General features: G+C 43.8%; 32 protein-coding genes. 11 read left to right on the top strand and 21 right to left on the bottom strand.

Translation table 11 applies throughout. The annotated features are described in order from the left end of the window. The first annotated feature begins 119 nt into the window (after nucleotides 1–119). Genes AC0S1O_RS05215 through AC0S1O_RS05190 form a run of 6 tightly spaced genes read left to right on the top strand, consistent with a single transcriptional unit; the run spans nucleotide 120 to nucleotide 5,850 of the window. Entirely contained in the window at nucleotides 120–359 is a 240-nt protein-coding gene (locus AC0S1O_RS05215; protein WP_475393275.1) for a HypC/HybG/HupF family hydrogenase formation chaperone, read from the top strand. After that, nucleotides 307–1,404 (top strand): hydrogenase formation protein HypD, encoded by a 1,098-nt coding sequence (gene hypD / locus AC0S1O_RS05210; RefSeq protein ID WP_475393274.1) that lies wholly within the window; start codon nucleotides 307–309, stop codon nucleotides 1,402–1,404. Before AC0S1O_RS05215 ends, hypD begins: the two co-directional genes overlap by 53 nt. A gap of 4 nt (nucleotides 1,405–1,408) precedes the next feature. Then, complete coding sequence (gene hypF / locus AC0S1O_RS05205; RefSeq protein WP_475393273.1) at nucleotides 1,409–3,700, top strand: carbamoyltransferase HypF; 2,292 nt, start codon at nucleotides 1,409–1,411, stop codon at nucleotides 3,698–3,700. Continuing rightward, the gene (gene hypE / locus AC0S1O_RS05200; protein ID WP_475393272.1) at nucleotides 3,687–4,706 is read left to right on the top strand and encodes a hydrogenase expression/formation protein HypE; all 1,020 of its coding nucleotides are present in this window, start codon (nucleotides 3,687–3,689) and stop codon (nucleotides 4,704–4,706) included. Before hypF ends, hypE begins: the two co-directional genes overlap by 14 nt. Before the next feature lie 11 nt (nucleotides 4,707–4,717). Continuing rightward, nucleotides 4,718–5,125: a hydrogenase nickel incorporation protein HypA gene (gene hypA, locus AC0S1O_RS05195; protein ID WP_475393271.1), complete on the top strand. Its 408-nt coding sequence runs from the start codon at nucleotides 4,718–4,720 to the stop codon at nucleotides 5,123–5,125. Nucleotides 5,126–5,127: 2 nt separating this feature from the next. Beyond that, nucleotides 5,128–5,850: a P-loop NTPase gene (locus AC0S1O_RS05190; RefSeq protein WP_475393270.1), complete on the top strand. Its 723-nt coding sequence runs from the start codon at nucleotides 5,128–5,130 to the stop codon at nucleotides 5,848–5,850. Here the strand turns inward: AC0S1O_RS05190 and AC0S1O_RS05185 are convergent. The 14 genes from AC0S1O_RS05185 to AC0S1O_RS05120 are packed head-to-tail and all read right to left on the bottom strand — an operon-like array spanning nucleotide 5,847 to nucleotide 13,895. Next, nucleotides 5,847–6,293: a 4Fe-4S binding protein gene (locus AC0S1O_RS05185; RefSeq protein WP_475393269.1), complete on the bottom strand. Its 447-nt coding sequence runs from the start codon at nucleotides 6,291–6,293 to the stop codon at nucleotides 5,847–5,849. The two genes, AC0S1O_RS05190 and AC0S1O_RS05185, sit on opposite strands and share 4 nt — an antisense overlap. A 10-nt stretch (nucleotides 6,294–6,303) precedes the next feature. Then, complete coding sequence (locus tag AC0S1O_RS05180) at nucleotides 6,304–7,320, bottom strand: respiratory chain complex I subunit 1 family protein (protein ID WP_475393268.1); 1,017 nt, start codon at nucleotides 7,318–7,320, stop codon at nucleotides 6,304–6,306. After that, a complete protein-coding gene (locus AC0S1O_RS05175; protein ID WP_475393267.1) occupies nucleotides 7,310–8,545 on the bottom strand; it encodes a hydrogenase large subunit in 1,236 nt (411 codons plus the stop codon). Before AC0S1O_RS05175 ends, AC0S1O_RS05180 begins: the two co-directional genes overlap by 11 nt. Beyond that, nucleotides 8,538–9,068, bottom strand: a complete 531-nt coding sequence (locus AC0S1O_RS05170; protein ID WP_475393266.1) for an NADH-quinone oxidoreductase subunit C — start codon at nucleotides 9,066–9,068, stop codon at nucleotides 8,538–8,540. Before AC0S1O_RS05170 ends, AC0S1O_RS05175 begins: the two co-directional genes overlap by 8 nt. After that, nucleotides 9,058–9,498 carry an NADH-quinone oxidoreductase subunit B family protein gene (locus AC0S1O_RS05165; protein WP_015283652.1) on the bottom strand — a complete coding sequence of 147 codons (441 nt, stop codon included), beginning with the start codon at nucleotides 9,496–9,498 and terminating at the stop codon, nucleotides 9,058–9,060. Before AC0S1O_RS05165 ends, AC0S1O_RS05170 begins: the two co-directional genes overlap by 11 nt. Next, entirely contained in the window at nucleotides 9,495–9,845 is a 351-nt protein-coding gene (mbhI, locus tag AC0S1O_RS05160) for a membrane-bound hydrogenase complex subunit MbhI (RefSeq protein ID WP_475393265.1), read from the bottom strand. Before mbhI ends, AC0S1O_RS05165 begins: the two co-directional genes overlap by 4 nt. Continuing rightward, nucleotides 9,842–11,419 (bottom strand): proton-conducting transporter transmembrane domain-containing protein, encoded by a 1,578-nt coding sequence (locus AC0S1O_RS05155; protein WP_475393264.1) that lies wholly within the window; start codon nucleotides 11,417–11,419, stop codon nucleotides 9,842–9,844. Before AC0S1O_RS05155 ends, mbhI begins: the two co-directional genes overlap by 4 nt. After that, nucleotides 11,416–11,760: a sodium:proton antiporter gene (locus AC0S1O_RS05150; protein WP_475393263.1), complete on the bottom strand. Its 345-nt coding sequence runs from the start codon at nucleotides 11,758–11,760 to the stop codon at nucleotides 11,416–11,418. The genes AC0S1O_RS05155 and AC0S1O_RS05150 overlap by 4 nt, the downstream gene beginning before the upstream one ends. Next, the gene (locus tag AC0S1O_RS05145; protein ID WP_475393262.1) at nucleotides 11,750–12,217 is read right to left on the bottom strand and encodes a Na(+)/H(+) antiporter subunit B; all 468 of its coding nucleotides are present in this window, start codon (nucleotides 12,215–12,217) and stop codon (nucleotides 11,750–11,752) included. The genes AC0S1O_RS05150 and AC0S1O_RS05145 overlap by 11 nt, the downstream gene beginning before the upstream one ends. After that, a complete protein-coding gene (gene mbhE / locus AC0S1O_RS05140; protein ID WP_475393261.1) occupies nucleotides 12,214–12,519 on the bottom strand; it encodes a hydrogen gas-evolving membrane-bound hydrogenase subunit E in 306 nt (101 codons plus the stop codon). The genes AC0S1O_RS05145 and mbhE overlap by 4 nt, the downstream gene beginning before the upstream one ends. Then, nucleotides 12,516–12,770 carry a DUF4040 domain-containing protein gene (locus AC0S1O_RS05135; protein WP_475393260.1) on the bottom strand — a complete coding sequence of 85 codons (255 nt, stop codon included), beginning with the start codon at nucleotides 12,768–12,770 and terminating at the stop codon, nucleotides 12,516–12,518. Before AC0S1O_RS05135 ends, mbhE begins: the two co-directional genes overlap by 4 nt. After that, on the bottom strand, nucleotides 12,767–13,120 hold the full coding sequence (mnhG, locus tag AC0S1O_RS05130; protein ID WP_475393259.1) for a monovalent cation/H(+) antiporter subunit G: 354 nt from the start codon (nucleotides 13,118–13,120) through the stop codon (nucleotides 12,767–12,769). Before mnhG ends, AC0S1O_RS05135 begins: the two co-directional genes overlap by 4 nt. Continuing rightward, nucleotides 13,121–13,378, bottom strand: coding sequence for a monovalent cation/H+ antiporter complex subunit F (locus tag AC0S1O_RS05125; protein WP_475394475.1), 258 nt, complete (start codon nucleotides 13,376–13,378; stop codon nucleotides 13,121–13,123). It lies immediately after the preceding gene. After that, entirely contained in the window at nucleotides 13,371–13,895 is a 525-nt protein-coding gene (locus AC0S1O_RS05120; protein ID WP_475393258.1) for a Na+/H+ antiporter subunit E, read from the bottom strand. Before AC0S1O_RS05120 ends, AC0S1O_RS05125 begins: the two co-directional genes overlap by 8 nt. A gap of 163 nt (nucleotides 13,896–14,058) precedes the next feature. Between AC0S1O_RS05120 and nikR the strand changes: the two genes are divergently transcribed. Then, complete coding sequence (gene nikR / locus AC0S1O_RS05115) at nucleotides 14,059–14,463, top strand: nickel-responsive transcriptional regulator NikR (RefSeq protein WP_475393257.1); 405 nt, start codon at nucleotides 14,059–14,061, stop codon at nucleotides 14,461–14,463. Here the strand turns inward: nikR and AC0S1O_RS05110 are convergent, their stop codons facing one another. Then, the gene (locus tag AC0S1O_RS05110; RefSeq protein WP_475393256.1) at nucleotides 14,464–15,177 is read right to left on the bottom strand and encodes a hypothetical protein; all 714 of its coding nucleotides are present in this window, start codon (nucleotides 15,175–15,177) and stop codon (nucleotides 14,464–14,466) included. A 127-nt stretch (nucleotides 15,178–15,304) separates the two neighbouring features. Here AC0S1O_RS05110 and cbiM point away from each other — a divergent pair, with 127 nt between their 5' ends. From cbiM to AC0S1O_RS05090, 4 genes are read left to right on the top strand one after another with little or no spacing between them, the layout of a single operon-like run. Continuing rightward, nucleotides 15,305–16,003 carry a cobalt transporter CbiM gene (cbiM, locus tag AC0S1O_RS05105; protein WP_475393255.1) on the top strand — a complete coding sequence of 233 codons (699 nt, stop codon included), beginning with the start codon at nucleotides 15,305–15,307 and terminating at the stop codon, nucleotides 16,001–16,003. After that, entirely contained in the window at nucleotides 15,987–16,313 is a 327-nt protein-coding gene (locus tag AC0S1O_RS05100; RefSeq protein ID WP_475393254.1) for a hypothetical protein, read from the top strand. The genes cbiM and AC0S1O_RS05100 overlap by 17 nt, the downstream gene beginning before the upstream one ends. Continuing rightward, the gene (gene cbiQ, locus AC0S1O_RS05095; RefSeq protein ID WP_475393253.1) at nucleotides 16,288–17,088 is read left to right on the top strand and encodes a cobalt ECF transporter T component CbiQ; all 801 of its coding nucleotides are present in this window, start codon (nucleotides 16,288–16,290) and stop codon (nucleotides 17,086–17,088) included. Before AC0S1O_RS05100 ends, cbiQ begins: the two co-directional genes overlap by 26 nt. Beyond that, the gene (locus AC0S1O_RS05090) at nucleotides 17,061–17,765 is read left to right on the top strand and encodes an energy-coupling factor ABC transporter ATP-binding protein (protein WP_475393252.1); all 705 of its coding nucleotides are present in this window, start codon (nucleotides 17,061–17,063) and stop codon (nucleotides 17,763–17,765) included. The genes cbiQ and AC0S1O_RS05090 overlap by 28 nt, the downstream gene beginning before the upstream one ends. Before the next feature lie 13 nt (nucleotides 17,766–17,778). Here AC0S1O_RS05090 and AC0S1O_RS05085 read toward each other — a convergent pair whose 3' ends face one another. From AC0S1O_RS05085 to AC0S1O_RS05060, 6 genes are all read right to left on the bottom strand, one after another. Beyond that, nucleotides 17,779–18,351 carry a FumA C-terminus/TtdB family hydratase beta subunit gene (locus AC0S1O_RS05085; protein WP_475393251.1) on the bottom strand — a complete coding sequence of 191 codons (573 nt, stop codon included), beginning with the start codon at nucleotides 18,349–18,351 and terminating at the stop codon, nucleotides 17,779–17,781. Continuing rightward, complete coding sequence (locus AC0S1O_RS05080; protein ID WP_475393250.1) at nucleotides 18,352–19,203, bottom strand: fumarate hydratase; 852 nt, start codon at nucleotides 19,201–19,203, stop codon at nucleotides 18,352–18,354. 70 nt (nucleotides 19,204–19,273) lie between these two features. Beyond that, nucleotides 19,274–20,824: a hypothetical protein gene (locus AC0S1O_RS05075; RefSeq protein ID WP_475393249.1), complete on the bottom strand. Its 1,551-nt coding sequence runs from the start codon at nucleotides 20,822–20,824 to the stop codon at nucleotides 19,274–19,276. Between the two features lie 122 nt (nucleotides 20,825–20,946). Further along, on the bottom strand, nucleotides 20,947–21,813 hold the full coding sequence (gene sucD / locus AC0S1O_RS05070; protein ID WP_475393248.1) for a succinate--CoA ligase subunit alpha: 867 nt from the start codon (nucleotides 21,811–21,813) through the stop codon (nucleotides 20,947–20,949). Continuing rightward, nucleotides 21,810–22,916, bottom strand: coding sequence for an ADP-forming succinate--CoA ligase subunit beta (gene sucC / locus AC0S1O_RS05065; RefSeq protein WP_475393247.1), 1,107 nt, complete (start codon nucleotides 22,914–22,916; stop codon nucleotides 21,810–21,812). Before sucC ends, sucD begins: the two co-directional genes overlap by 4 nt. Before the next feature lie 2 nt (nucleotides 22,917–22,918). Beyond that, nucleotides 22,919–24,229: an NAD(P)-dependent malic enzyme gene (locus AC0S1O_RS05060; protein ID WP_475394474.1), complete on the bottom strand. Its 1,311-nt coding sequence runs from the start codon at nucleotides 24,227–24,229 to the stop codon at nucleotides 22,919–22,921. Between the last annotated feature and the right edge of the window lie 27 nt (nucleotides 24,230–24,256).

Below are 24,256 nucleotides of genomic sequence, written 5' to 3'. Positions count from 1 at the left end.
ATTTCCGTTTAAAAACATTTACACTCCAATGAAAAATAATTTTCCACCATTTTTACGAATTTTAAAATCTAAAAAACGACTATCGTAACATTTATTAGGTAAAATGCGATATAGTAGCGATGTGTCTTGCCATACCTGGAAAAATTGTGAAAATCGATGGAAATGTGGCCATTGTGGATTATGGTGGAATAAAAAAAGAGGCACGCATAGATTTCGTTCCTGACGTTAAAATAGGGGATTATGTGATCGTTCACACGGGATTTGCCATTGAAAAATTGAAAAAAGATGAGGCATTAAAAAGCATAGATGCTTGGGAATTCATACTGGGGGATGATGATGAAGACCAGGATGCTCATTGATAGAATAAAAAAAGAGGCTTTGAAAATAGGACGCGTTGTCAGATTCATGGATGTCTGTGGCACCCACGAGGATACCATAAATCGTGGGGGAATAAGAACACTCCTCCCTGAAAATGTGAAAATATTTGCAGGTCCCGGGTGTCCTGTATGCATTACACCCGTTGAAGACATAGTGCGCATGATGGAGATTGCAAAAAGAAGAGAGATGGTAATAACAACCTTTGGTGATATGTACCGTATTCCAACTCCAATAGGTAGTTTTGCAGATTTCCGTGCAGAGGGACACGACGTTAGAATAGTTTATTCAATTCACGACGCCTACAAGATGGCACTCAAAACGGACAAGATGGTTGTTCATTTCTCACCAGGATTTGAAACCACCACAGCCCCTACTGCAGGCATACTCCAGGAGGTATGGGACAAAAATATTGAAAATTTCAAAATATACTCGGTACATCGTCTCACACCTCCCGCCGTTGAATATCTTCTGAAACAAGGGTCAAAATTTGATGGGCTCATCACTCCGGGACATGTATCCGCCATTATAGGAGTCAGGGGCTGGGAGTATATAACGAGAGACTACGGCGTTCCTCAAGTAATCTCTGGATTTGAACCGGAGGATATTCTCATATCCGTGCTGATGCTTCTCAAAATGCTCAATGAGGACCGTGTAGCGATAGAAAACGAGTACACCAGGGTTGTAGAGTATGATGGAAACTTGAGTGCTCAGAAGGCCATAAAAAAGTTCTTCTCAATACAAGATGCAAAGTGGAGAGCCCTCGGAACAATTCCCAAAAGCGGTCTTGTCCTGAAGGAGGAATACGAGGATATGGAAATAAGAACCCACTTGGATGTGGATGTCCCAGAAATGGAGGACCTTGAAAGGGGTTGCAGATGCGGGGAGGTCCTGAGGGGGCTTATCCTTCCTAATGAATGCCCATTATTTGGAAAGGTTTGCACACCATCCTCACCCGTGGGTCCCTGCATGGTTTCCTACGAAGGCACATGTCAGATATTTTACAAGTATGGCTCTCTGTTCGGGTGAACCTATGAAATGTGTAAAAATAAGTGTAAATGGTATAGTCCAAGGCGTAGGATTTCGCCCCTTTGTTTACAGACTTGCCAGTGAAAATTCTCTAAGAGGATACGTAAAAAATTTAGGGGATGCTGGAGTGGAGATTGTTGTTGAGGGTGCTGAGAAGGATATTAAAAACTTCATAAATATGTTGAAGTTAAAGGCCCCTCCTCTTGCAAGGGTGGAGAAGATAGAGGTGAAGAGCATATCTCCAAAGGGTTTCAGTACATTCACCATACAAAATAGTTCCTTGGAAAAGAAGGGTGGTGATTCCATAATTCCGCCGGATATTGCAATATGCGAAGATTGCCTTAAAGAACTTTTTAATCCGACAGATAGAAGGTATCTGTATCCCTTTATAGTGTGTACCAACTGCGGACCAAGATTTTCAATAATTGAATCCCTTCCATACGACAGAGAAAACACATCCATGAGCGAATTTCCCATGTGCAAGGATTGCAAAGAAGAATACGAAGACCCTATGGACAGAAGATATCACGCAGAACCCGTGTGCTGTCCATCCTGTGGACCAAGTTATACTCTTGTGGATAGGAAAGGAAATAAAATAAAAGGGGATCCCCTTAGAAATGCATCCAAATTGATAGACGATGGGTATATAATTGCCATCAAGGGTATAGGAGGATTCCATATAGCATGCAATGCCAATGATGAGAGAGCCATAGAAACCCTGAGAAAAAGGGTGAGAAGACCTCAGCAACCATTTGCAATAATGGCAAAGGATATGGATACAATAAAGAGTTTTGCCATAGTGAGCAAAGATGAATTGGAAGAAATGAAAAGTTATCGTCGTCCAATTATATTACTCAGAAAAAAGAGACCTTTTCCGTTACCTGATTCCCTAGCCCCTGGGCTTCATACGATTGGAGTTATGCTCCCTTATGCCCCTGTACACCATATAATGTTTCATTATTCAAAAACTCCAGTTTACGTTATGACTTCTGCCAATTATCCGGATTTCCCAATGGTGAAGGATAATGAGAAGATTGGGGAAATAAGAGATGTGGTCGATTACTTCCTCATCCACAACAGAAGAATTGTGAACAGAGTTGATGATAGTGTTGTAAGATTTGTGGACGGAAAGAGAGCAATCATACGCCGTTCCCGCGGATTTGTGCCCCTCCCTGTGGGGAAATGCCACAGGTACAACGGCATTGCTCTTGGAGCTGAACTGATGAACTCAGTATCCCTAATAAAAAACGGGAAGGTGTATCCCAGTCAATACATAGGAAACACATCAAAGGTGGAAGTTCTAGAATTTATGGAAGAGGCCATTGAGAAACTGAGAAAGCTCATATCGGTTGATTCCATAGAACTAATCACTGTGGACTCACATCCCCTTTATTACACCTCAAGATTTGGGAAGGACCTATCAGAAAAGGAGGATGTGGACCTGCTTAGGGTACAGCACCATAAGGCACACATCGCATCAATAATGCTTGAATACGGCGTTGAGGAGATTATAGGAATTGCAATGGATGCAGTTGGTTATGGTTCGGACGGTAAGATCTGGGGTGGAGAGATATTCTCAATCACCCAAAGTAGCATAAAGAGACTTACCCACATTTCCTATTACCCAATTCCGGGAGGAGATCTAGCCGCCCATTACCCCCTGAGATCCCTCATCGGACTGCTCTCAAAGACATACGATGCTGAGAAAATAGAAAGTATAATTCGAAAGATGTGCCCCCAGGCAATAGACGCCCTCAAGCACAAGAAAGAATTTAATCTTGTATTCCACCAGATTGAAAAAAGAATAAACACACCCGAAACATCATCCACTGGGAGATTTTTAGATGCAATCTCTGTACTTTTAAATCTCACATACATAAGAACCTATGAGGGAGAGCCTGCAATGAAACTTGAGAGTTTTGCAATGGGTGGCAAAGAGATGAACATTGATGTGGAGGTGGATAAGGAGATAGAACTCCACACCATTATTCCACAGATTCTCGATTTATCCAGAAAGGATGCGGCATACAGCGTTCAAACAGCTATTGGCAGAGCATTTGCCATAGAAGCCATAAGACAAGCTGAAGAGATGGGCATAAAAAGCATTGGAGTTTCAGGGGGAGTCGCATACAATCAGATCATAATCTCCACAATGAGGAGAATCGTGGAAAACTCAAACCTAAAATTTCTGGTAACCAAGGACATTCCCCGGGGAGATAACGGCATAAGTGCCGGACAGGCCTACCTGGGTGGATTGTATCTGAATGGAAATTTAAGGAGGGATGAAATTGAGTAGGATAACCTTGATGGATGGAGCAGGTGGAGAGTTGATGGACCGCTTGATAAGAGATGTGATCCTATCAACCTTATCTCTAAAAAGGGCAGGCAGTGTCTCTCTGGATGATCTGGATGATGGAGCAACCGTTTCTCTTGGATCACAAGAGATCGTCTTCACCATTGATGGTCATACAGTGCAGCCAATATTCTTTCCTGGAGGTGATCTTGGAAAACTGGCCTTAAGTGGAACAGTGAACGATCTTGCAGTTATGGGAGCAAAACCCATGGCAATTGCTGTCTCTCTCATCCTTGAAAATGGATTTGAGAGAGATTCTCTTAAAAAAATCCTGAAATCAATGAACGAGGTGTCCACCAGCGTTCCCGTACCGATAATTACAGGAGATACCAAAGTTGTGGAAGATCAAATAGGCCTATATGCCATAACTGCCGGGATAGGTGTTGCAGAGCATGTCGTGCGTGATTCTGGAGCAAGGGTGGGTGATACGGTTCTCATAAACGGAGGAATCGGTGAGCATGGCTTCTCAATAATGAGCAAGAGAGAGGGTTTGGAATTTGAAACAGAGTTGAAGAGTGATGTATCTCCAATATGGAATGTCGTGGAGAGCGTGGCAAATGCAATTGGATGGGAAAACATTCACGCCATGAAGGACCCCACCCGTGGAGGGTTGAGCGAGGCGCTTAACGAGATGGCAACGAAGGCGAATGTGGGTATTGAAATAGAAGAGGAATCTGTTCCAATGGATCCTGCTGTACGGGCCGCTGGAGAGATGCTTGGCATATCTCCTTATATCATGGCAAACGAGGGAAAGGTAATAATAATTGTACCATCACAGTTTGCTCAAGATGCACTGGACGCAATGAGAAAATGTGAGAACGGAAAAAATGCAAATATAATAGGCAGAGTAACAAAAGAATTTCCAGGGAAAGTCATACTGAAAACAAAGATAGGAGGTAGGAGATTTCTCGAGAGACCCATGGGCGATCCTGTGCCCAGGGTATGTTAGGAGGTGAAAAAATGCATGAGTGGGCTCTTGCAGATGGAATAATGAAAACGGCCCTGGAATTTGCAGAGCAGCACAGGGCAAAAAGAATAAAGAGGGTTACCATTGTTCTTGGAGAACTACAGGATGTGGAGCAGGAAATTGTGGAGTTCGCATTGAACGAAATGAAGAATGGAACCATGGCAGAAGAGGCAGAATTCAGATTCGAGGAAGAGGAAGCAATATTTGAGTGCAGAAATTGCGGATATGTGTGGAAATTAAAGGATGTGAGTTCCAATATGAATGAGGAAATAAGGGAAGACATACACTTCGTACCAGAGGTTGTGCATGCGTTCCTCGCTTGTCCGAATTGTGGAAGCAGAGATTTTGAAGTTGTGAAGGGTAGAGGAGTTTACATAAAGGAGATAGTTGTGGAGGAATGAATATGATAGATCCAAGAATTAGGGCAATAGAGGAAAGAACAAAAAATGTGAAGAGGATTATCCCTGTTGTTAGTGGAAAGGGCGGTGTTGGAAAATCCTTGATCTCGACAACCCTGGCCCTATTGCTGCGGGAGAGAAATTACAGGGTTGGTCTCCTAGATCTAGATTTCCATGGGGCAAGCGATCATATAATTCTGAATGCAGATACTACCACTCTTCCAGAGGAGGAAAAGGGAGTAATTCCCTCAGAGGTTGCTGGAATAAAATTTATGAGCATTGTGTTTTACTCTCAGGATAAACCCACGCCTCTTCGAGGTATGGAAATAAGTGATGCACTTGTAGAACTAATGGCAATAACCAGATGGGGGCCATTGGATTTTCTCATAATTGACATGCCACCTGGAATGGGTGATCAATTTTTAGACCTTCTCAGATTCTTGAGAAGAGGAGAATTCATACTAGTTGGTACACCCTCGCCCCTGGCACTGAACGTCGTAAATAAGGTTCTTGAGGTTCTTAAAGAGCAAAATGTAAAGGTGCTTGGGTTAATAGAAAATATGGCCAAGGATAAAGAATTCCTAGAAGAACTGGCAAAGAAGCATTCCATAAGATATCTTGGAAAGATAAAGTTAATAACCAGCATAGATTCTGTGATAGGCGATGTCGAGAAACTCCTGAATTCGGAGTTTGCCCAGGAACTAAAAAAAATAGTTGAGATAATTTAATCTGCAGGAACAACCAGGTTCTTAGACAATTTATCCTCGTCGGCTAACAGAAATTCATCGGTCATCTTAAGGCATTTCCTAGGGCATATCTCAGCACACTGACCGCAAAAAACGCAACGGGAAACATATATCCTTATTTTCAAGGGTGCAGCCAGTTTAGCACCATCTTTGCAGTGCATTATTATCCATTTTTTATCCCTAACAATTTCTATGGCTTTAGAGGGACATACCTGAGCACAAAGTCCGCATCCAACACATTGATCAGTATTGTATTCCAGTTTTCCTCGGAAATCTGGTGGCGTTGGGACTGGAGGATTTATCTTTATCTCATTATTTTGTACACCTTCAATAAATTTACTGGTGTTTTTAGGAGCGTACTTTGCAGGAAACTTGTTTGTGAATGGCTTTTTGAATAGCAATTTTAAAACCTCAAAAAACATCATTTTTATCACCTCACAACATCACATCAAGAGCTATAAAAACCAAAGCAATCAACGAGGCCAGCGTGAGATATCCCCAGTACATTTTAACTACCTGATTCACCTTGAATCTTGCAACGGATACTCGTATAAATGTCATACAAAAGAAGATCACTATTTCCAATTTCAGAAGGAAAAACAGGAAATCCACAATGTTCCATGCCCACGGAGGGAGTGAAACATAACCGCTCAGCAATGGAGATAAATTGTAAGGGAAGAATATGGCCACTATGAGCGATGACATAACCACAGTTTTCACAGCATCTGCTATGTAGAACAATCCAAGATTTCTCCCGGAATACTCAACAAATAAACCCTCCGCTATCTCAGTTTCTGCCTCGGCAATATCAAATGGGACCTTTGTTATCTCCCCCGTTGTAACCAAGAGCAGAACGACAAGTAGAATCACTGCACCTATCCATCCCCATGGTCCCATTATACTCCATACAGGATGCTCTGCAAATACAGCCAATGAAAATACTCTCTCTCCAGGATAGAGCGAGGCTATTTTCCAAGCAAGAGCAATCACGGTTATGGCCAGTGGAAACTCATAGGACATCATGAGAACCATTTCCCTCTGGGCACCTATGGAGGCAAAGGGTGAGGATGAAGCAAATCCCCCTGCAACCATCGCAAGGGAGGGGATAGTAAGAAGGTAGAGCACAAGTATAACGTCTCCATGACCCTGGAGAACTGGACCGAATGGCCCCAGGGGTATATAGAGCAGAATAACCAACGTTGAGGCAAGAGAGATTATTGGGGCTGAGTTGTAGAGCCATGAGATAGCATCATCTGGAACTATGCTCTCCTTCTGCAGTAATTTTTTCACATCCCAGAAGGGTTGCCACACTGGTGGTCCTACTCTCCACTGCATATGGGCTGCAAGTTTTCTATCAATGCCCTTAGTAAGCAATCCAAAGGGTATAGCAAAAATGGCAATGCCGCAAGTAGCCACCATGTACCATAGCAACTCTATAATATTAATGGGCATTGCGCATCAACCTCCTTGTCTTTTTAACACTCAATTCATGCATATACTCTTTTGTGATTTCATACTCCTTTCCACGCTCATTAACAACGGTAACTCTATTCAAACAAGACATACATGGATCCGTACTCGCTGCAACTATTGGCACATCCGCTATCTGAGCACCTAAAAGCATGGGAATCCAAGGCAGAACATTGTTATAGGTAGGTGCTCGAATTTTCCAAGACAAGAATGGCTCTTTGTTCTTCTCAAGCCTAACATAGTGAATATCCTCGCCCCTAGGTGCCTCCACCCTGCCTATGCCCTCCCCCTCTGCCTTCTTAATCATCATTTTTAATTTCACCAGATTCCTCTCAGCCAGTATTGGTCCGGAGGGCATATTCTCAATGGTCCAGTTTATAATATCAACACTCTGCTTCACCTCCAAAAGGCGCACTATTATGCGATCATACACATCCCCATGTACTTCCCCATTGTACATATTAGGAGTTATGGCCTTTACGCCATAATCGGCATAGGCTGCGTATGGAAAATCCTGGCGAACATCCTTGGGCACTCCAGAGGCCCGGGCTACAGGACCTACTGCGCAGAGTTTGAGTGCATCCTCTTTGGTAAGCACCCCAACATCCCTTGTTCGCATCCTTATTGTTCTATCCTTAAGATACATATCTCTAATCTTGGAGAATTTCTCAAGGTAAAATTCCATACCGTTCTTAATTTTTCTTTTACCCTCCTCTGTGATATCCCTGCGAACTCCTCCAATCATCATTATTGCCTTGGTAACCCGGTTTCCAGTGAGATACTCAATAAGATCCATCACATTTTCTCTAAGAGCCCAGGTGTAATGAAAAACTGTATCAAATCCAATTTCATGCGCTGCCACACCTGCCCAGAGAAGATGTGAATGTATGCGTTCAAGTTCTGCAACTATGGTTCTTATATAATCCGCACGCTCTGGGGGATATAGTTCAATTGCATCTTCCACTGCCTGCACCATACAGAGTGGATGGCAAACATTGCATATTCCGCAAACCCTCTCTGAAAGATAAATGCTCTGTATGGCATTGTTTCTGTTCATTCCAATCCATTCTATTCCACGATGTACTTGCGAGCAGAAAACATCCACACCAACTATTCTCTCACCCTCAACCTCTATCTTAAGGGTTATGGGCTCATGAATCGCAGGATGGAGAGGCCCTATGGGAATGGTGTAAGAGTTCTCACTCATTGGCATCACCTTCCTTCCAGGTTTCATACAATTTGTTAAGCATATCTTGTGGAAAGGTTTCATCTCTACGCCAAGGATACTTCCCATCTGGCCAGTTTTCTGGAAGGAAGAAGTGCCTCGTATCCTTGAGTCCCAGAAATTCCACTCCTACCATCTCATGAATTTCCCTTTCAGATATCAATGCACCTGGAATTAAATCAGTAATAGTTTGAATTTTTAAGTCATTCTTTGGAAGTTTGACTCTAACAGATACGGTTTTTTCCTGATGCTGTTTCCCATAATCAATTGTAAAATGATAGAGCAGTTCAATGTTCTCGCCAAGATCCGTGGCAGATATCACCGCGAAATGAGGATGATCCTGGATCTCAAAAAGAAACCTAACAAATTTCATAAAATCCTCCGTGGATATATCCACAAATATGCTGGTTCTCTTTATTTTCTTTGTTCCACAGGGTATCTCTTTAACTGTAACCTTGGCATTGAACCTTTCACCAATCATATCCACCAGCTTTTTAGTGTCCATTGCTCTCACCCCTAAGTCTCTCCAGTTTAAGCCATGCCTTAACCACACCATCTATTATCGCCTCTGGCCTGGGGGGGCATCCTGGAACGTATACATCCACAGGGATTACCTTATCCACAGGGCCGATTAGATTATAGGACTCGTGGAATACCCCCCCACTTATGCCGCAGGATCCAATTACGATTACAACTTTCGGATCAGGAACTTGCTCGTATATTCTCTTCAGTTTGTCTTCCATATCTCTTGTAACAGGTCCAGTTACCAGAAGAGCATCCGCATGTCTGGGAGAGCCTACAAGTTTAATACCGAACCTTTCCACATCGTATCTGGGTGTCAGTGCAGCGAGTATCTCTATGTCACATCCATTACAGGAACCAGTGTTTACATGGAAAACCCAGAGAGATCTATCAAAACTCTTTGTGGGAATCACGGAGCACCACCCCACAACGCGTACAGTATAATCATCACAGCAAGAACTCCTATGTACCAGCCAATGTAGTCTCTAACATCTCCAGTATGAATTTTTCTTAAAACTTCATAATATTTTTCAAGGGATGTGAAGAAACCCCAGTATATATTTGAAGCCCGAACCCTTGAATTCCCAACTGATTCAGGTTCATATCCGGAGAGAAATGGTTTTGTCTGATCGGTTCCTCTCTTACATCTCCCGTTACCTCTCCTCCATATCAAATAAGAGATAAGCAGTGCAACCAAAATCACCAGGACCCAGAGCAAGGGTGCCCAATAGCCATACGGGGTGAGAAAATCCATGTTCATGGCACCCCACCTCCGAGTACACGTGTGATGTATCCAACAGGATCAGAGAGGGCATGCGCTGCAGGAGAAACCAGATAATGCATGGCAATATTTGGGAATATCCCGAATAGTATGATAAAGAATGTCAAAATACCCATGGCAACAAGCATGGGGCGTGGAACCTCCCTAACATCATACATCTTTGGACCCATAAAGGCCGAATGGAAAACCTTTACGAAGGACGCAAGAGTGAGAATGCTCACAACCATTGCAATTATGGAGAGCAGTGGATTGAACATGTAAACAGATTCGTATATAAGAAGTTTAGACACAAAGCCATTGAATGGAGGAATTCCAGCAATGGCAAGAGCTCCAATCATAAAGAATATCATAGTGTACTTCATGGTATGGCCTAGACCACCCATCTTGTTCAAATCCGATGTACCAACCCGGTATATGATTGCTCCGGCAGTCAAAAACAGAAGCCCTTTGTACATGGCATTGTTCATCATATGGAAAATCCCCCCTTCCATCGCTGCTAAACCGTATTGATGAAATGCCGCGGTTCCCAGCGTGGCCAGACCAACTCCTACACCTAAGAGCATGTATCCTGTCTGAGAGAGACAATGATAAGCCATGAGTCTCTTTATATCGTGCTGTATAAGCGCCATGGTGACTCCAACAAACATGCTCAATACTCCAAGCACAATAAGGAACCACCCAAGGGTATAGGTATTGGCAGCGAGACCGAAAACAGTAAAGCACATCCTGAAGAGTCCATAAAGCGATGCTTGTGATGCTGTAACAAGCATGGCAGTTATTGCTCCAGGAGCTTTTCCATATCCATCAGGCACCCAGAAATGCATAGGTATCGCTCCTGCCTTCATTGCAAGGCTCACAGTTAAAAGTGCCATGGCAATTTTATCCAGACCTGTGAAGCCAGTTACCTGCATCCTATGTGCAATCATTGCCATATTTAGAGCGTCGTACTGCCCATAGAGTAAACCTATGGCAAATAGAACCATAAGACCTCCCAGAGTGCTCACAACTGCATATTTAAATGCGGCCTCAACGGCGATACCTTTATCCACACGATAGGCCACCAGGGCCGCCGAGGCAAGGGAATTTATCTCAAGAAACACAAAGAAGTTGAAAAGATCTCCTGTTAACATCATTCCAAGCATGCCCACGGTCATTAAAAGGAGGAGGGCATAATATTTATCCTGTCCTGTTTGCTCTTTCTCACAGGAAATTGAGTATATGGCCCCCGCTAGGGCAACCGTTGATGCGGTGAAAGCCATAAAAATGCTCATTGCATCCACTTCAAATATAATTCTTATGGGAATACCTCCAGAGTCGGGAGGTACTGTTAGATTATAGGGATTTGCACCGAACACATATACTTGAGTACCAAAATTGTAGACCTGATAGAGAAGCAGAAGTACCAAAATTTCTGTAAAAACAAGCGCTGATAGAACCCATACGTTTCTTAAACGAGCACTAAATCTGGATATAACAGGTGTGATAAATGCCGCAAGCATTGGAACCGCAATTATGAGAGCTGGAGAATTCTGCACCACAGCATCCCATATCATCCTTTCAACCTCCTTACCTTCCTCGCATCGAGGGTTCCGTAATGCCTATAAATTATCACGCAAAAGGCAAGTAGCATAGCCGTGGTGGCCACACCGATCACTATGGATGTAAGTGTGAGGGCCTGGGGTGTTGGAAGAACCATTCTGGTATTTGGAGCATTTGTGAATATGGGTGCAATTCCTCCGTTTTTATATCCCAGGGACACCAGAAATAGATTAACACCACTTTCAATCAGATCCAACCCGATAACAACTTTTATCAAATTTCTTTTGAACAGCGCTGCATATAGCCCAGTTATGATAATCAAGGCAACAGTTATATAAACGATATTAAACAGCATTTTTATCCACCTCCTTAAGATAATGTAAATAGTACATTACTATCACACTTAGACCTCCAAGTACCTCAATTCCAACAGCGAGATTCATTATTGGCAATGTGCCAGCCGTATTTAGATATCCTGGATTTGGACCATATGAAACTTTATTTCCAAATAGAAAACCTGTATTAGCAAGCCAGTTGTAGAAGAAAGAGGTCCTTATACCAATAAACGCTGTGATTATGAAAGCGAGTAAACCTATGGCCTCTGCACCAGTCAAATGTGTCTTTTTTATCCATTTTTTAACCCTCTCATAATTATAAGAAACAACAATAAGAGCTATACCTGTGGCTATCACCGCACCACCCTGAAAACCACCTCCGGGAGTTAAGTGTCCATGAGCAACGATGTAAAAACCGAATATCATAATAAAGACATAAAGGAAATTAGCCTGTGTACGCACAATTTTACTCATCATTTGGCATCCCTCCTTAAATTTCTGAGAACCATTCCAACAGCAAGTACTGCGGTGAACAGAACAGAAGCTTCACCCAATGTATCAAAACCTCTGTAATCAAAAACTATACTTGTAACAATGTTATTTGCACCTGTCTGGTTTTGACCATTGTGAAGGAAATAATTATCCATGTCCTCGAACCTTGGTTTCCCAAACACCAAATGCCCATCACCTGACATTCCAAAATCGGCTGGGTTAATGGCCACGTATAGGAGTGACAAAGAGAAAATAACAAACACCAAACAAAGGAGAATTCTTCTCATCCTTCCACCTCCCACCGGGATGTTCCCCTTATGGCAAGTATGAAAATTGCCGTGGTCAAACCCGCACCTATACCAGCTTCCGCTATTGCCACATCTGGAGCCTGAAGAACGTAGAATTCAAGAGACAGAAGGAAGGAAAATGCACCAAGGGCAACAGCACAGGCTAAAAGATCCTTGAAATGGATGGACATATATGCAGTAATCACCAATCCCAAAATTATTAAAATCTGAATGAGTATTTCAAATATCATTTTCTCACCTCCAGCCGGTCCACAACAGCATATTTTGGCTTCACCCCACTTTTATATGCAGCGCGGGCAATGGCATGGGCACCAACAGGATTGGTTAACAGCAATGCAGCAATCGCAATCAGGGAATGGAGCGCGAGAGTCAAATTCCATGGATTCCCACTCAAATACAGCTGGGTAAAAGCCCATGTCACCACACCGAGGGATGTAAATATGGATCCGAATGTTGTTGCCTTCGTTGCCGCATGCAATCTTGTATATACATCAGGAAAACGGAGAAGACCGATGACTCCGAGCCCGTTAAAGGTCAAACCTATCGCAATGAAAACATAAATGAGGTAAGAGGTCCACATTTAAATCCCCCCCTCCAGATATTTTGCAATGTAGAGTGTGGTAACAAAGGACAAAAGAGCGTAGACGATGGCTATGTCCACATAAATGAGCTCCCTGTATGCCACTGACAAAACTACCATAACAGCAACTATCAGCGTGTTTATCGTGTCAAGTGCAACAACCCTATCAGTCGCTGTTGGACCAAAAATTACACGGAGTAGGGATAGAAGTATCCATACGATAATTACAAATCCTGTTAAAAACCACATGTCAATCATCCGCAACCCTCCTTGCCCACCTGGGAAACGAGCCACATACCTTCTCAATGCTCGCATATTCTTTTTTCTCCTCTCCATGCGGCACATTTATCCAGTGCACATAAAGCACATTATCATCATCAACATCCACGGTCAAAGTCCCGGGAGTTAAAGTGATTGAATTTGCAAGAAAAGTAACGGCAAAATCTGTATTCAATTTTGGATCTATCTTAACTATCCCAGGTCTAATCTTTCCAGTTATAACCCTGTAAGCCACATCCAGATTGGCCTTGGCCATGGCCCAGAAAAATGGACCTATCCCGTAAACCATAAACAATAGCCACCTTGCAGGATTCAACATCCTGTAATTTCTTGACCTGCAGAGATAATTTTTTGTGATTGCCCCAACGATCAAACTCAAGAAAATCCCCATAACTATTTCAGAAGGTGCCCAGAACATCATAAAATGGCCACTACCTGCCGTTAGGACGAGATATATAACGAATGCAACGATTGTTGTGATTATGAATGCAATCATTTAATCACCATGTAAGATAATTGCAATTATAAATATATGTTTTTCGTTTTTTTGTGAATAAAAATTAAAATTTATTTTACGATTATCGTTGAAAAAAGAGGTGAAAAAACGCAAATGACATCATTCAGGAAACAATTTTATACTCTTTTGCATATCCATTAATATGCTGAGAAGATTTGGCGTGTCCATCGATGAAGAATTGCTCAAAAAATTTGATGAGTACATATCACAAAAGGGGTACGTTGGGCGCTCTGAAGCAATTAGGGATTTGATAAGAAACGCGTTGATAGATGAAAGCATTTCAAGGGGCAAAGAGGAGGTATTCGGAACAATAAGTGTCGTTTACGACCATGAGGTGAGAGGTATCAGCGAGAAGATAACACATATCCAGCATCACTATGTCAAGGAGATAAGGGCAGCAATCCACGTGCATATTGACGAGAGGAACTGCCTGGAGGTGGTTATAGTACATGGCAAATCTGCCATCATAAAAGAAATAGCAGATAAATTAAATAGCCTGAAGGGTGTCAAGAATGTAAGATTCCACCTGACCTCTGTGGAACCCTGATCATTCCTCTATTTTCATAAAATAATCTCCCCTAGGCTTCATATCCTTGAAATCCTCCCAGTTTAGTTCCGTGATCTCTTTGTCTATTTTCATTTCAAATTTTTCATTGCCCTTTATATACCTACATTTTTCAACAAAACCATCCTTGATGTATATCCTGAAAAAATCTCCGGTTTCACCCGCACCTAAAATCACAAAACTCCTAGAGTCTGCCGTTGTATAAAAATACTTCACGATTGCGGGCATTTTGGTAGGATCTATATCAGTAACCCTCATTCCACCCCTTTTCTTCTCTTTTATTAAAAATTTGGTATGTACAAACTCATCAATGATGTATCTCAAGGCATTTCGGATTCCCTCTGCAAATTCCTTCAATTGCTTATCCATCAACCTCTCACCAAAACCCTCCCAAGAGACATATATAGTCATATTCTTTTTCTTCTCGTTCATTTCAAACGCTATCACCAAAGTTCCCTTCTTTCCTTTCATTATATATCTCAAGAAGGGATAAGAAATTTCAACCTTTATGTCAAAATCAAACTTGAAATCAAAGATAAATTTTTTAACGTCAAATTCTACATGTACAGCGTTATTCTTAAGAGCACAGCCCTTACAGTATGGAAAATAATAAAGCAAAAACTCCGGCTTTTTAGCGATATTCACAAATGTCTTCCAATCACAGTCGCACTTCATAACAACTTCCTTCGAATTCATTAACTTTCACCCCAGATGCCCGCATTACTCTGAGTGAATTTAAACTTATCGGTATAAAATTAAACTTGTAGCAAAAATTAAATATTAATATGCAATTAGTGTTACTATAAAATAAAAAGGTGATACCATGCATATACCGGATGGATATTTAGGACCTGCCACCTGTGCGTTCTTCTATATAGTGATGATACCAATATGGTACACAGCCTTCCGAATCTCTGCAAAAAAACTTAACGAAAAAAGTGTGCCCATGCTAGCAATGCTCTCCGCCTTCGCATTTCTCGTGATGATGTTTAACTGGCCAGTTCCCAACGGAACAACCGCCCACATGGTAGGAGCTGTTTTGATTGCCATCCTTCTTGGACCCTGGGCTTCTGTAATTGCAATAAGTGTAGCCCTGCTCATACAGGCATTTTTCTTTGGAGATGGTGGACTAACAAGCTATGCAGCCAACTGTTTCAACATGGGAGTTGTCATGCCCTTTGTGGGATACTACGTGTACAGACTCTTGCTGAAAGTAATGAAAGAAAAAAACGCCTGGACCATGGCTCTATCTGCAGCAATAGGAGGATACATTGGAATCAATACTGCTGCCTTTATGGTTGGTTTAGAACTGGGAATACAGCCGTTCATTGCCCCAGGGTACTGTCCGTTTCCATTTACGGTTTCAATACCAGCGATGCTCTTGGCCCATTTGATCACCGCTGGACCTGTAGAAGCAGTTGTAACCGGTACTGTTATTTATTACATGAAAAAACGGGCTCCGAACCTCTTAAACCTTCCGAAGCTCACCTTGAAGGGTGATAAAAATGCGGTTGTGGCTTAAAAAGGCTGTGCTTATAATTCTGATTCTGTGCATAATATCCCCAATCGGCATACTGCTAACATGGAATTACGGTGATGCATGGGGAGAGTGGAGTGAGGTCACAATAGGAAACAAAACATGGGTACCCCAGAAATACAGTGGTGGGGCCCCGCTCCAAGACTACAATGTACCAGGATGGGACTCCATGGTGATGGCATCCTTTGGATACATAATTTCAGCGTTTGTAGGCGTATTTATGGTAATAACAGTAACTCTCGGAGTTATAAAACTGGGGGAGATAATCCGTGAGATTCGTGGAAGCAACACTTAAAAGCATACAGTCAATAGAAAAGTTCAACGGTTCCAACTCCCCACTAAACAGAATAAGTGCCGAAACAAAAATCTTGGCTATGATAATAGTGATCATCCTTATGCTGGTTATGCACTCCCTATTTACACTATTTTTATTGTTAATATTCTTGGTAATGGAAGGTTTAGTCCTGGAGAGAGGTGTGTTCAGAACATGGCTATTCATACCTCTGTTCACAGGGATAATAGCCATCCCTGCAATTTTTATAACTCCTGGAACCCAAATATGGAGTTTTTATTTTTTAAAAATAACCCAAGAGGGTATAAAGGCCGCACTTTATCTAACTGTTAGAACCCTAATAGCCGTTACTGCCGTGGCACTTGTAACAAAAACCACAAGATGGGACGATATAATGTACTCCCTCAAATTGCTTAAATTGCCAAATACCTTCATAATGATTCTATTCTTGACCTTCAGATACATATTTTTCTTCACAAGAATTTTGGAAGACACACTACTCTCAATAAAGAGCAGAGTTATCGGTAAAGAAAAATCCATAGAATCTTGGAAACTCTACTCCCCCCTTGTAGGTAATCTATTCATAAAAACCTACAAAATGGAGGATAAAATATTTCTCTCCATGAAGGCGCGAGGATTTTCAGGAGAGCATTCATATACAAGAGAGAAAAACTTTGAAATCAACTGGCATTACCTATTAATATTCATCTTCCTAGCGATTATTCTCATAAGCATAAACGGAGGGCTACTATGGAAATTGCCAAACTTGAAAATGTGAGTTTCAACTACGGGGATGAAGAGATCCTTCATAATATAAATATACGCATAAACAGGGGTGAGGTTTTATACCTCATAGGAGAGAACGGCGCCGGAAAAAGTACTTTGCTTCTCATTCTTGCAGCCCTATACGTGCCAACCAAGGGGAAAGCAACAATATTCGGAAAAGAAATAGATGAGAGGGCCACCAAAGATACTGAATTACGTAAAAAAATTGGAATTGTGTTTCAGGATTCAGATGTACAGCTATTCTCACCAACAGTATTTGATGACGTGGCATTTGCCCCTAAACATCTGAAGGAGAAATACAATAGAAAGGTTGTGGAGAGTGCCATGAAAAGAATGAATGTATGGCATCTTCGCAACAGACATCCCTACGAATTAAGCGAAGGGGAGAAGAAAAGGGCATCAATAGCAACGGTACTATCATACTCTCCAGAATTCATACTTCTCGACGAGCCTACTGCCAATATGGACGCAAAGGGAAGGAGGGAGTTCAAAAACCTGATAGAGGAGTTGAAGAATGATGGAAAAACTATTGTCATAGCAACCCATCTTTTTGGCGAGATTGTGCATGCAACAAGAATCATCGGATTGAAAAATGGAAAAATCATCTACGATGGAGACCCGAAAATCGTTGAAGACGACGAGTACATGGAATCCTTAGGACTTATATAAAAATAAAAGAAAATTAAATTTTGGCAAGAATTTCATCCAGATTTTTCCTTGCCTTCTCATCAACCTCATCGTATATACTGTTTCCATGCGAGTCCATTGTCACCACGAGAGGACCGAATTCCTCCACGCGGAACACCCATACCGCCTCCGGAATTCCAAGTTCTTCCAGAAAATGCACTTCCTTCACGCCCTTAATCCTCTCAGCCGCAAGAGCACCGCATCCTCCGGTGTAGGCGGCGTAAACGGCACCGTACTCCTTCAAGGCCTTCAGGGTGCGCTCGCCCATTCCACCCTTGCCAACTATTATCGCAGGATGGAATTTTGCGATGAATTCATCCTCAAATATCTCCATTCTTATGCTCGTTGTGGGTCCGGCTGCAACGACCTTCCATTCTCCATTTTTCTTCGTCACTACTGGCCCACAGTGGTAGATAACGGAACCTTTAAGATCCAGAGGTGCCCCCTCCTCAAGTAGTTTCTTGTGAGCTTCATCCCTTGCAAGGATAACCTCGCCGGTGATGTAGATCACATCTCCCACTTTGTATTTCCTCGCATCTGTGATGGGTGTTTTCTCGTGATACTCCATTCAGACCACCTCCACCTTGCCGCTGGCATCTATAATAACCTTCCTCTTGCGATTTGCCCAGCACTGCGTCACAATTCCAAGAGGTAGCGTGGCTGGATGCCTGTGCGCGTACTCCACATGGACATCAAGTACCGTGGTATCGCCTCCAAGACCCATTGGGCCTATTCCCAGTTTGTTTGCCATCTCGTAAAGCTCCTCTTCAAGCTTTGCAACGAAATCCTCTTCGTGTCTCTGTCCAATTGGCCTCAAAATCGCAGCCTTCTTCGCAAGTGTGAGTGCAAGATCCGCGCCGCCTCCAATTCCCACGCCAATTATCGTTGGTGGGCATGGCTTGCCGCCTGAGCGGAATATGTGCTCTATAACCGTTTTCTTTATTCCCTTGATCCCAACGCCTGGAGGGAGCATGTAAAGACCGCTCATGTTCTCGCTGCCACCACCCTTGGGAATAACATGAATTATCGCGTCATCCCCTTCCCGAAGTTCCCAGTGGATATAAGGCACGTACCTTCCCGTATTGTCTCCCGAATTCTTATGAAGGAAGGGATGCACTGCGTTTGGTCTCAGTGGCACTTCCTTAGTTGCCCTTCTCACCGCCTCCACTATCGCATTCTTCAACTCCGCCCGATATGGAAAATCGTAGCCCATATCTATGAAGAATGTCTGCAATCCCGTATCCTGGCACATTGGCAGGGACTCATTCCTGGCAACGGTGAAGTTCTCTATAATCGCCTTGAGCTGTGTCCTCGCCATCTCATTACTTTCCCTCTCATAGGCCTTTTTGAGGGCTTCAATGGTATCCTCGGAAAGTTGCGTTTCTGCCCTCCTTATGGCTTCAACAATTTCATCAATCATATTATCACCTTAAGGTAATGTACCTGTTAAGTAAAAAATGTTTCTGTGAACCTAAAAAAAGGAAAGAAGATTATTTTCTAATCCTGCGTATAGCCAATAGGAGTACAATCAGTAGTACGAGAGCAATAGCCATAAAGCACGTAGTACCTCCCATAGAAAAGCCAAATTCTAAATTTTTAGTATCTTCTGATTCTCCAGAAGAGTTGGGCGCCTTTAAGGTTTCATCACTTATGTTTCCCGATGAAGTTGTTATTGATGAATCAAATGTGCCATCTCCATTCTTATCAATGCTTACCTTGACAGCCCCTTTTAATCCCTGCGTAAGTTTGACCCAATCCACCACATACTGCTGAATTTCGCCCTTGCTTATTGAAATGTCCGTGGCCTTAACAATGTCTATCAAATCGGATCCTCTCGTTGCTCCATGCCTCTCAATTCTCAGATCGTACTTTCCATTGCTACCACCAATTACCTGGTACTTCAATCCCGCCGTGTTTCCCACAACCCTGAATCTCATAACATCCCCGTAGCTCAATTCGACACCCCCGCTGATTTCCTGGTAGTGATGATAGGAGGAATCGTATCCCATTCTGCTCCCGGAGGAATCAACGAGAAGCAGGAGATTGAACTCATCGTGCAATCCGGATACCTTGCTCGTGAGGACAACATCCACGTACTCAGGCGTGCCTGGTGCATCACCCATCACAATGTAATGCTTTCCGTAATCGTCATCCACGGTCCAGAGCAGCTTTCCGCCGCCAACATCAATCTCTCCTATGCTTCCCAGCGGTGAATAGTGCGTGCTCAGCTGCATGGTGACTAGATTGAAAATATACGCTGTTCCATCGTAGCTCCAAACCACGAAGTTCCCGTCGATGTTGAAGGAGTCCAGAGTGTAGTACTCTCCAATGTCCATCTGCCATATTATCTTATCATATTTCCAGTTGAGATTCCATATCTCCACGTAAACTCCTCTTCCGAAATTGTTGCGCCCTACGCCCATTATCCAGTCACCCGAGATTCTGGATTCAATCCTGTCATCGCCGGAGAATCTCCATTCCGTACCGTTTTTAAAGCTGTAGATGTACGGGCCGTAAACCGCCAGGTCGCCGGATATGTCTGGGCAAGAGTATCCACTGTAATCGCTTATTTTCCTTATCCCTCCATTGTAGTACGCCTTTATCCCATCGCTCACCTTGAAAATCACGTTGCTCCCATCCGCGCGTGGGCATATCGGGCCATCAGCGCCGCTATATATCTCGCCAGAGTTGGATACAATCACCCCGCTTCCATTATCCGGCCACGCTTCCCACACCATTGAGGATCCCGCGGATGGCCAATCCTCGGGATAATCGTTGGTACCCAGAGAAATCACGCTTCCATCGTAGCCGTAAACGTTGTAGTTTGTTCCATTATCTCCCTCATACGCGACCCATGCAGCCCTGTTTCCGTAAACAGATATCTTGCCAACATAGCTATCAGTGGTGAGTATCGTTGTGCCCTCCAAGGGCTCAGGTGCGCGGTTATTCTGCAGGGAAACTCCCAATTCTGCGGCCCCATTCAAAAATGTCAGGGAAAACAGAAGAGAGAGAAACACTATCACGACTATGGCTTTTTCCATTTAACCACCTCTTCCCCAATTTTCATATATCTGGCATAGTATAAAAGAGTTGCGTGCCCAAACCTATCCAAGAAAATTTCAGTGTGAAGACGTTCGGAAAAATTAAAAAATTGAGAGATGGATTATTTATAAACCTTCTTCAATGCCTGTGGGATCTCCCACGGAAACTCCGCCACAGGCACGCCAGCTTCGTTGAACGCCTTTATCTTGCTCTCCGCCGTTCCCCTGCCGCGGGTAATTATCGCTCCTGCATGGCCCATTCTCTTGCCAGGTGGAGCGGAGCGGCCTGCAATATATGCAACGACGGGCTTGCTCACATTCTTCTTTATGTACTCTGCCGCCTCTTCTTCCGCCGTACCTCCTATTTCGCCCACGAGTACTATCGCTTCTGTATCCTCATCATTCTCGAACATCTCAAGAACATCAACGAAATTAAGGCCTGTTATTCTATCCCCACCTAATCCAATCACAACGCTCTGCCCGTAGCCGTTAAGGGTAAGGGCGTTCACAATCTCATATGTGAGCGTTCCACTGCGCGAAGCAACAGCAACATGGCCCTCGCGGAATATGTGGTTGGGCATTATGCCCATCTTCGTCTTACCGGGTATCGTGATACCCGGCCCATTCGGGCCTATAACCACATGTCCATGACTGCGAGCGTATGTCACGATATCAAGGGCATCATGCAGCGGGACCTTCTCGGTGAGAATGTAAACCACGCGTATCCCATGGTACATGGCCTCAAATGCTGCATCTTTCACAAATCTCGCAGGAACGGTTATCATTGTTGCTTCCGGCTTATGCACCATAGCCTCCTCCACGGTATCGTAAACCGGCACGCCATTTACCTCTTGACCACCTTTGCCGGGTGTGACACCCGCAACCACATTCGCTCCGAATTTTATCATCTCACCACTGTGAAACCTGCCCTGATGCCCGGTTATTCCCTGAACAATTATCCTGGTATCCTTATCAATTATAACACTCATTGAGATCCCTCCATCACACTCTTCAACTTTTCAATTGCATGCCGCATATCCGCAAATGCGTGAATCCCAGCATCAGCCAGCATCTTTCTTCCTTCTTCCTCATGCACACCACTCAGGCGCACAACTATGGGCATTTCTATTTTGAATTCATCCTTCGCGGCGATTATACCCTGCGCAACGGTATCGCATTTCGTAACTCCTCCAAAGATATTCACCAGAATGGCCTCAGGATTGGCCTTGAGCACATAGGTGAATGCGTTCTTGGTTATATCCACACTGTCTGTGCCTCCAAGATCAAGGAAATTCCTCGGCTTCAGTCCATATAGAAGAAGAGTATCCAGCGTGGCCATTGTAAGTCCAGCTCCATTTGCTATCACTCCAATATTTCCATCCAACTCCACAAACGCATAACCTGCTTTATTTGCTTCAAGTTCCAGAGGCGTCTTCTCCTCGGCATTCTCCTCCAGATCCTTATGACGATACAGCGAGTCAGAATCAATCACAACTTTAGAATCCGCAGCTATGAGCTTTCCCTCGCTCAGTACGAGGGGATTGATCTCAACAAGCTCAGCATCGTACTCTCTGAACATGCGATAGAGATTCATAAGTATGGCCGTGAACTGCTTGGCCAGATCTCCTGTGAAACCCATCTTCTTTGAGAGGATGCGCCCAACGAACGGCTGTACACCTATCTCAGGATTCACCCTGTACTTGTAAATCTTATCATCGGGCACGCTCTCTATCTCCACCCCACCCTCTGGAGAGGCCATGATCAGAGGCGCCCTCGTGCTTCTGTCAATCAGTATGCTGAGATAGTACTCCTTCTCTATCTTCAACTTCTCCTCCACTAGGACCGCGTGCACCTTGTGGCCCTTGATCTCCATGGCAAGGATTTCCTCGGCAAGTTTTCTTGCCTCATCCACAGTGGAGGCAAATTTCACTCCTCCGCTCTTGCCACGACCACCGGTGAGAACTTGAGCCTTTATGACCACGTCCCTGTTCACTTCCTTTATCTCCTCCGGTTTGAATACAACGTATCCCTCCGGAGTGGGCACTCCGAATTTCCTAAACAGCGCCTTTCCTTGATACTCGTACAGATTCATTTTCATACCTCCTTTATTATTCCATTATCCATCAGGATCTTCAAACTATCACGGGAAAGTTTGATCATCTTTCTCGCCCTTTCATATTCCTCATCCCACGTCACGTACTTCCTAGCCACACCCTCTTCAAGAGCGGCGATGGCCACGGCAGCGGCTTCCCTGGCAAACACGTCCCAGTCATCCATTGTGGGCAGGATATGCTCCTCACTCAGGCCCTCCTCCTCACCAACCTTCGCAAGCTCGTGGGCTGCAGCAACAGCCATACCATCAGTTATGGTTGTGGCATGCACATCCAAAGCTCCCCTGAATATGCCTGGAAAGCCGAGAGAGTTGTTTATTTGATTGGGATAATCTGATCTGCCCGTGCCCACTATCCTGGCCCCCGCCTCCTTGGCCTCCTCAGGAAGAATCTCAGGAACGGGATTGGCCAGAGGGAACACTATGGCATCGTCGTTCATCAACTTTATCCACTCCTTCTTTATCACGCCAGGCCCAGGCCTGGTGAAGGATATGAGAATATCCGCGTCCTTCAAAGCTTCCTCAGGACCACCCATCACGTTATCCCTGTTTGTTTTTCTGAGAAGACAGCCCCTGTAGGGGAACAGCCGGGCAAGGTCCATATGCTGATGCAGAACGGTGGGTTCTCGATTCACCATCTCAACAACCCTCATATTTCCGGGATTCACACCGGCTTCCACAAGAAGACGCATAACAGCATATCCTGCAGCCCCAGCACCGAATGATGCTATAACCACATCCTCAAGTTTCTTGCCCACAATTTTAAGGGCATTGAGAACAGCTGCAAGCACAACAGTTGCGGTTCCCTGCTGGTCATCGTGCCATACTGGAATGTTCAGCTCCTTTTGCAACCTGTCCAGGATGTAGAAGCACTTAGGAGAGGATATATCCTCAAGATTTATACCTCCAAAGGAAGGTGCTATCAATTTCACAGTTTCAATGAACTTATCAGGGTTCTTAGTATCCAGCATTATTGGTACTGCGTCCACACCTCCAAAATGTTTGAAGAGAAGGGATTTACCTTCCATCACCGGCAAACCGGCGAGGGGTCCAATATCTCCCAGTCCAAGGATGCGGGTAGCATCACTCACAACAGCCACAGTGTTCCCTTTGTTGGTGTATTCGTAGACCTTTTCAGGGTCCTCCTTAATGGCCTTGCAGGGCTCGGCCACCCCCGGGGTGTACCATATGCTCAGATCTCCACGGTCCCTGACAGGTACCTTTGGTAACATCTGAATCTTGCCCCTATACACCTCATGCCTTTCCAAGGCCCTATTTCCAATATCCTCTGCCATTTGTATCACCAAGTTACCGCATGGATT

The sequence above is a fragment of the Candidatus Aciduliprofundum sp. HYA1 genome, assembly GCF_056175085.1.
This window is presented reverse-complemented; position numbering and strand designations above follow the sequence as displayed.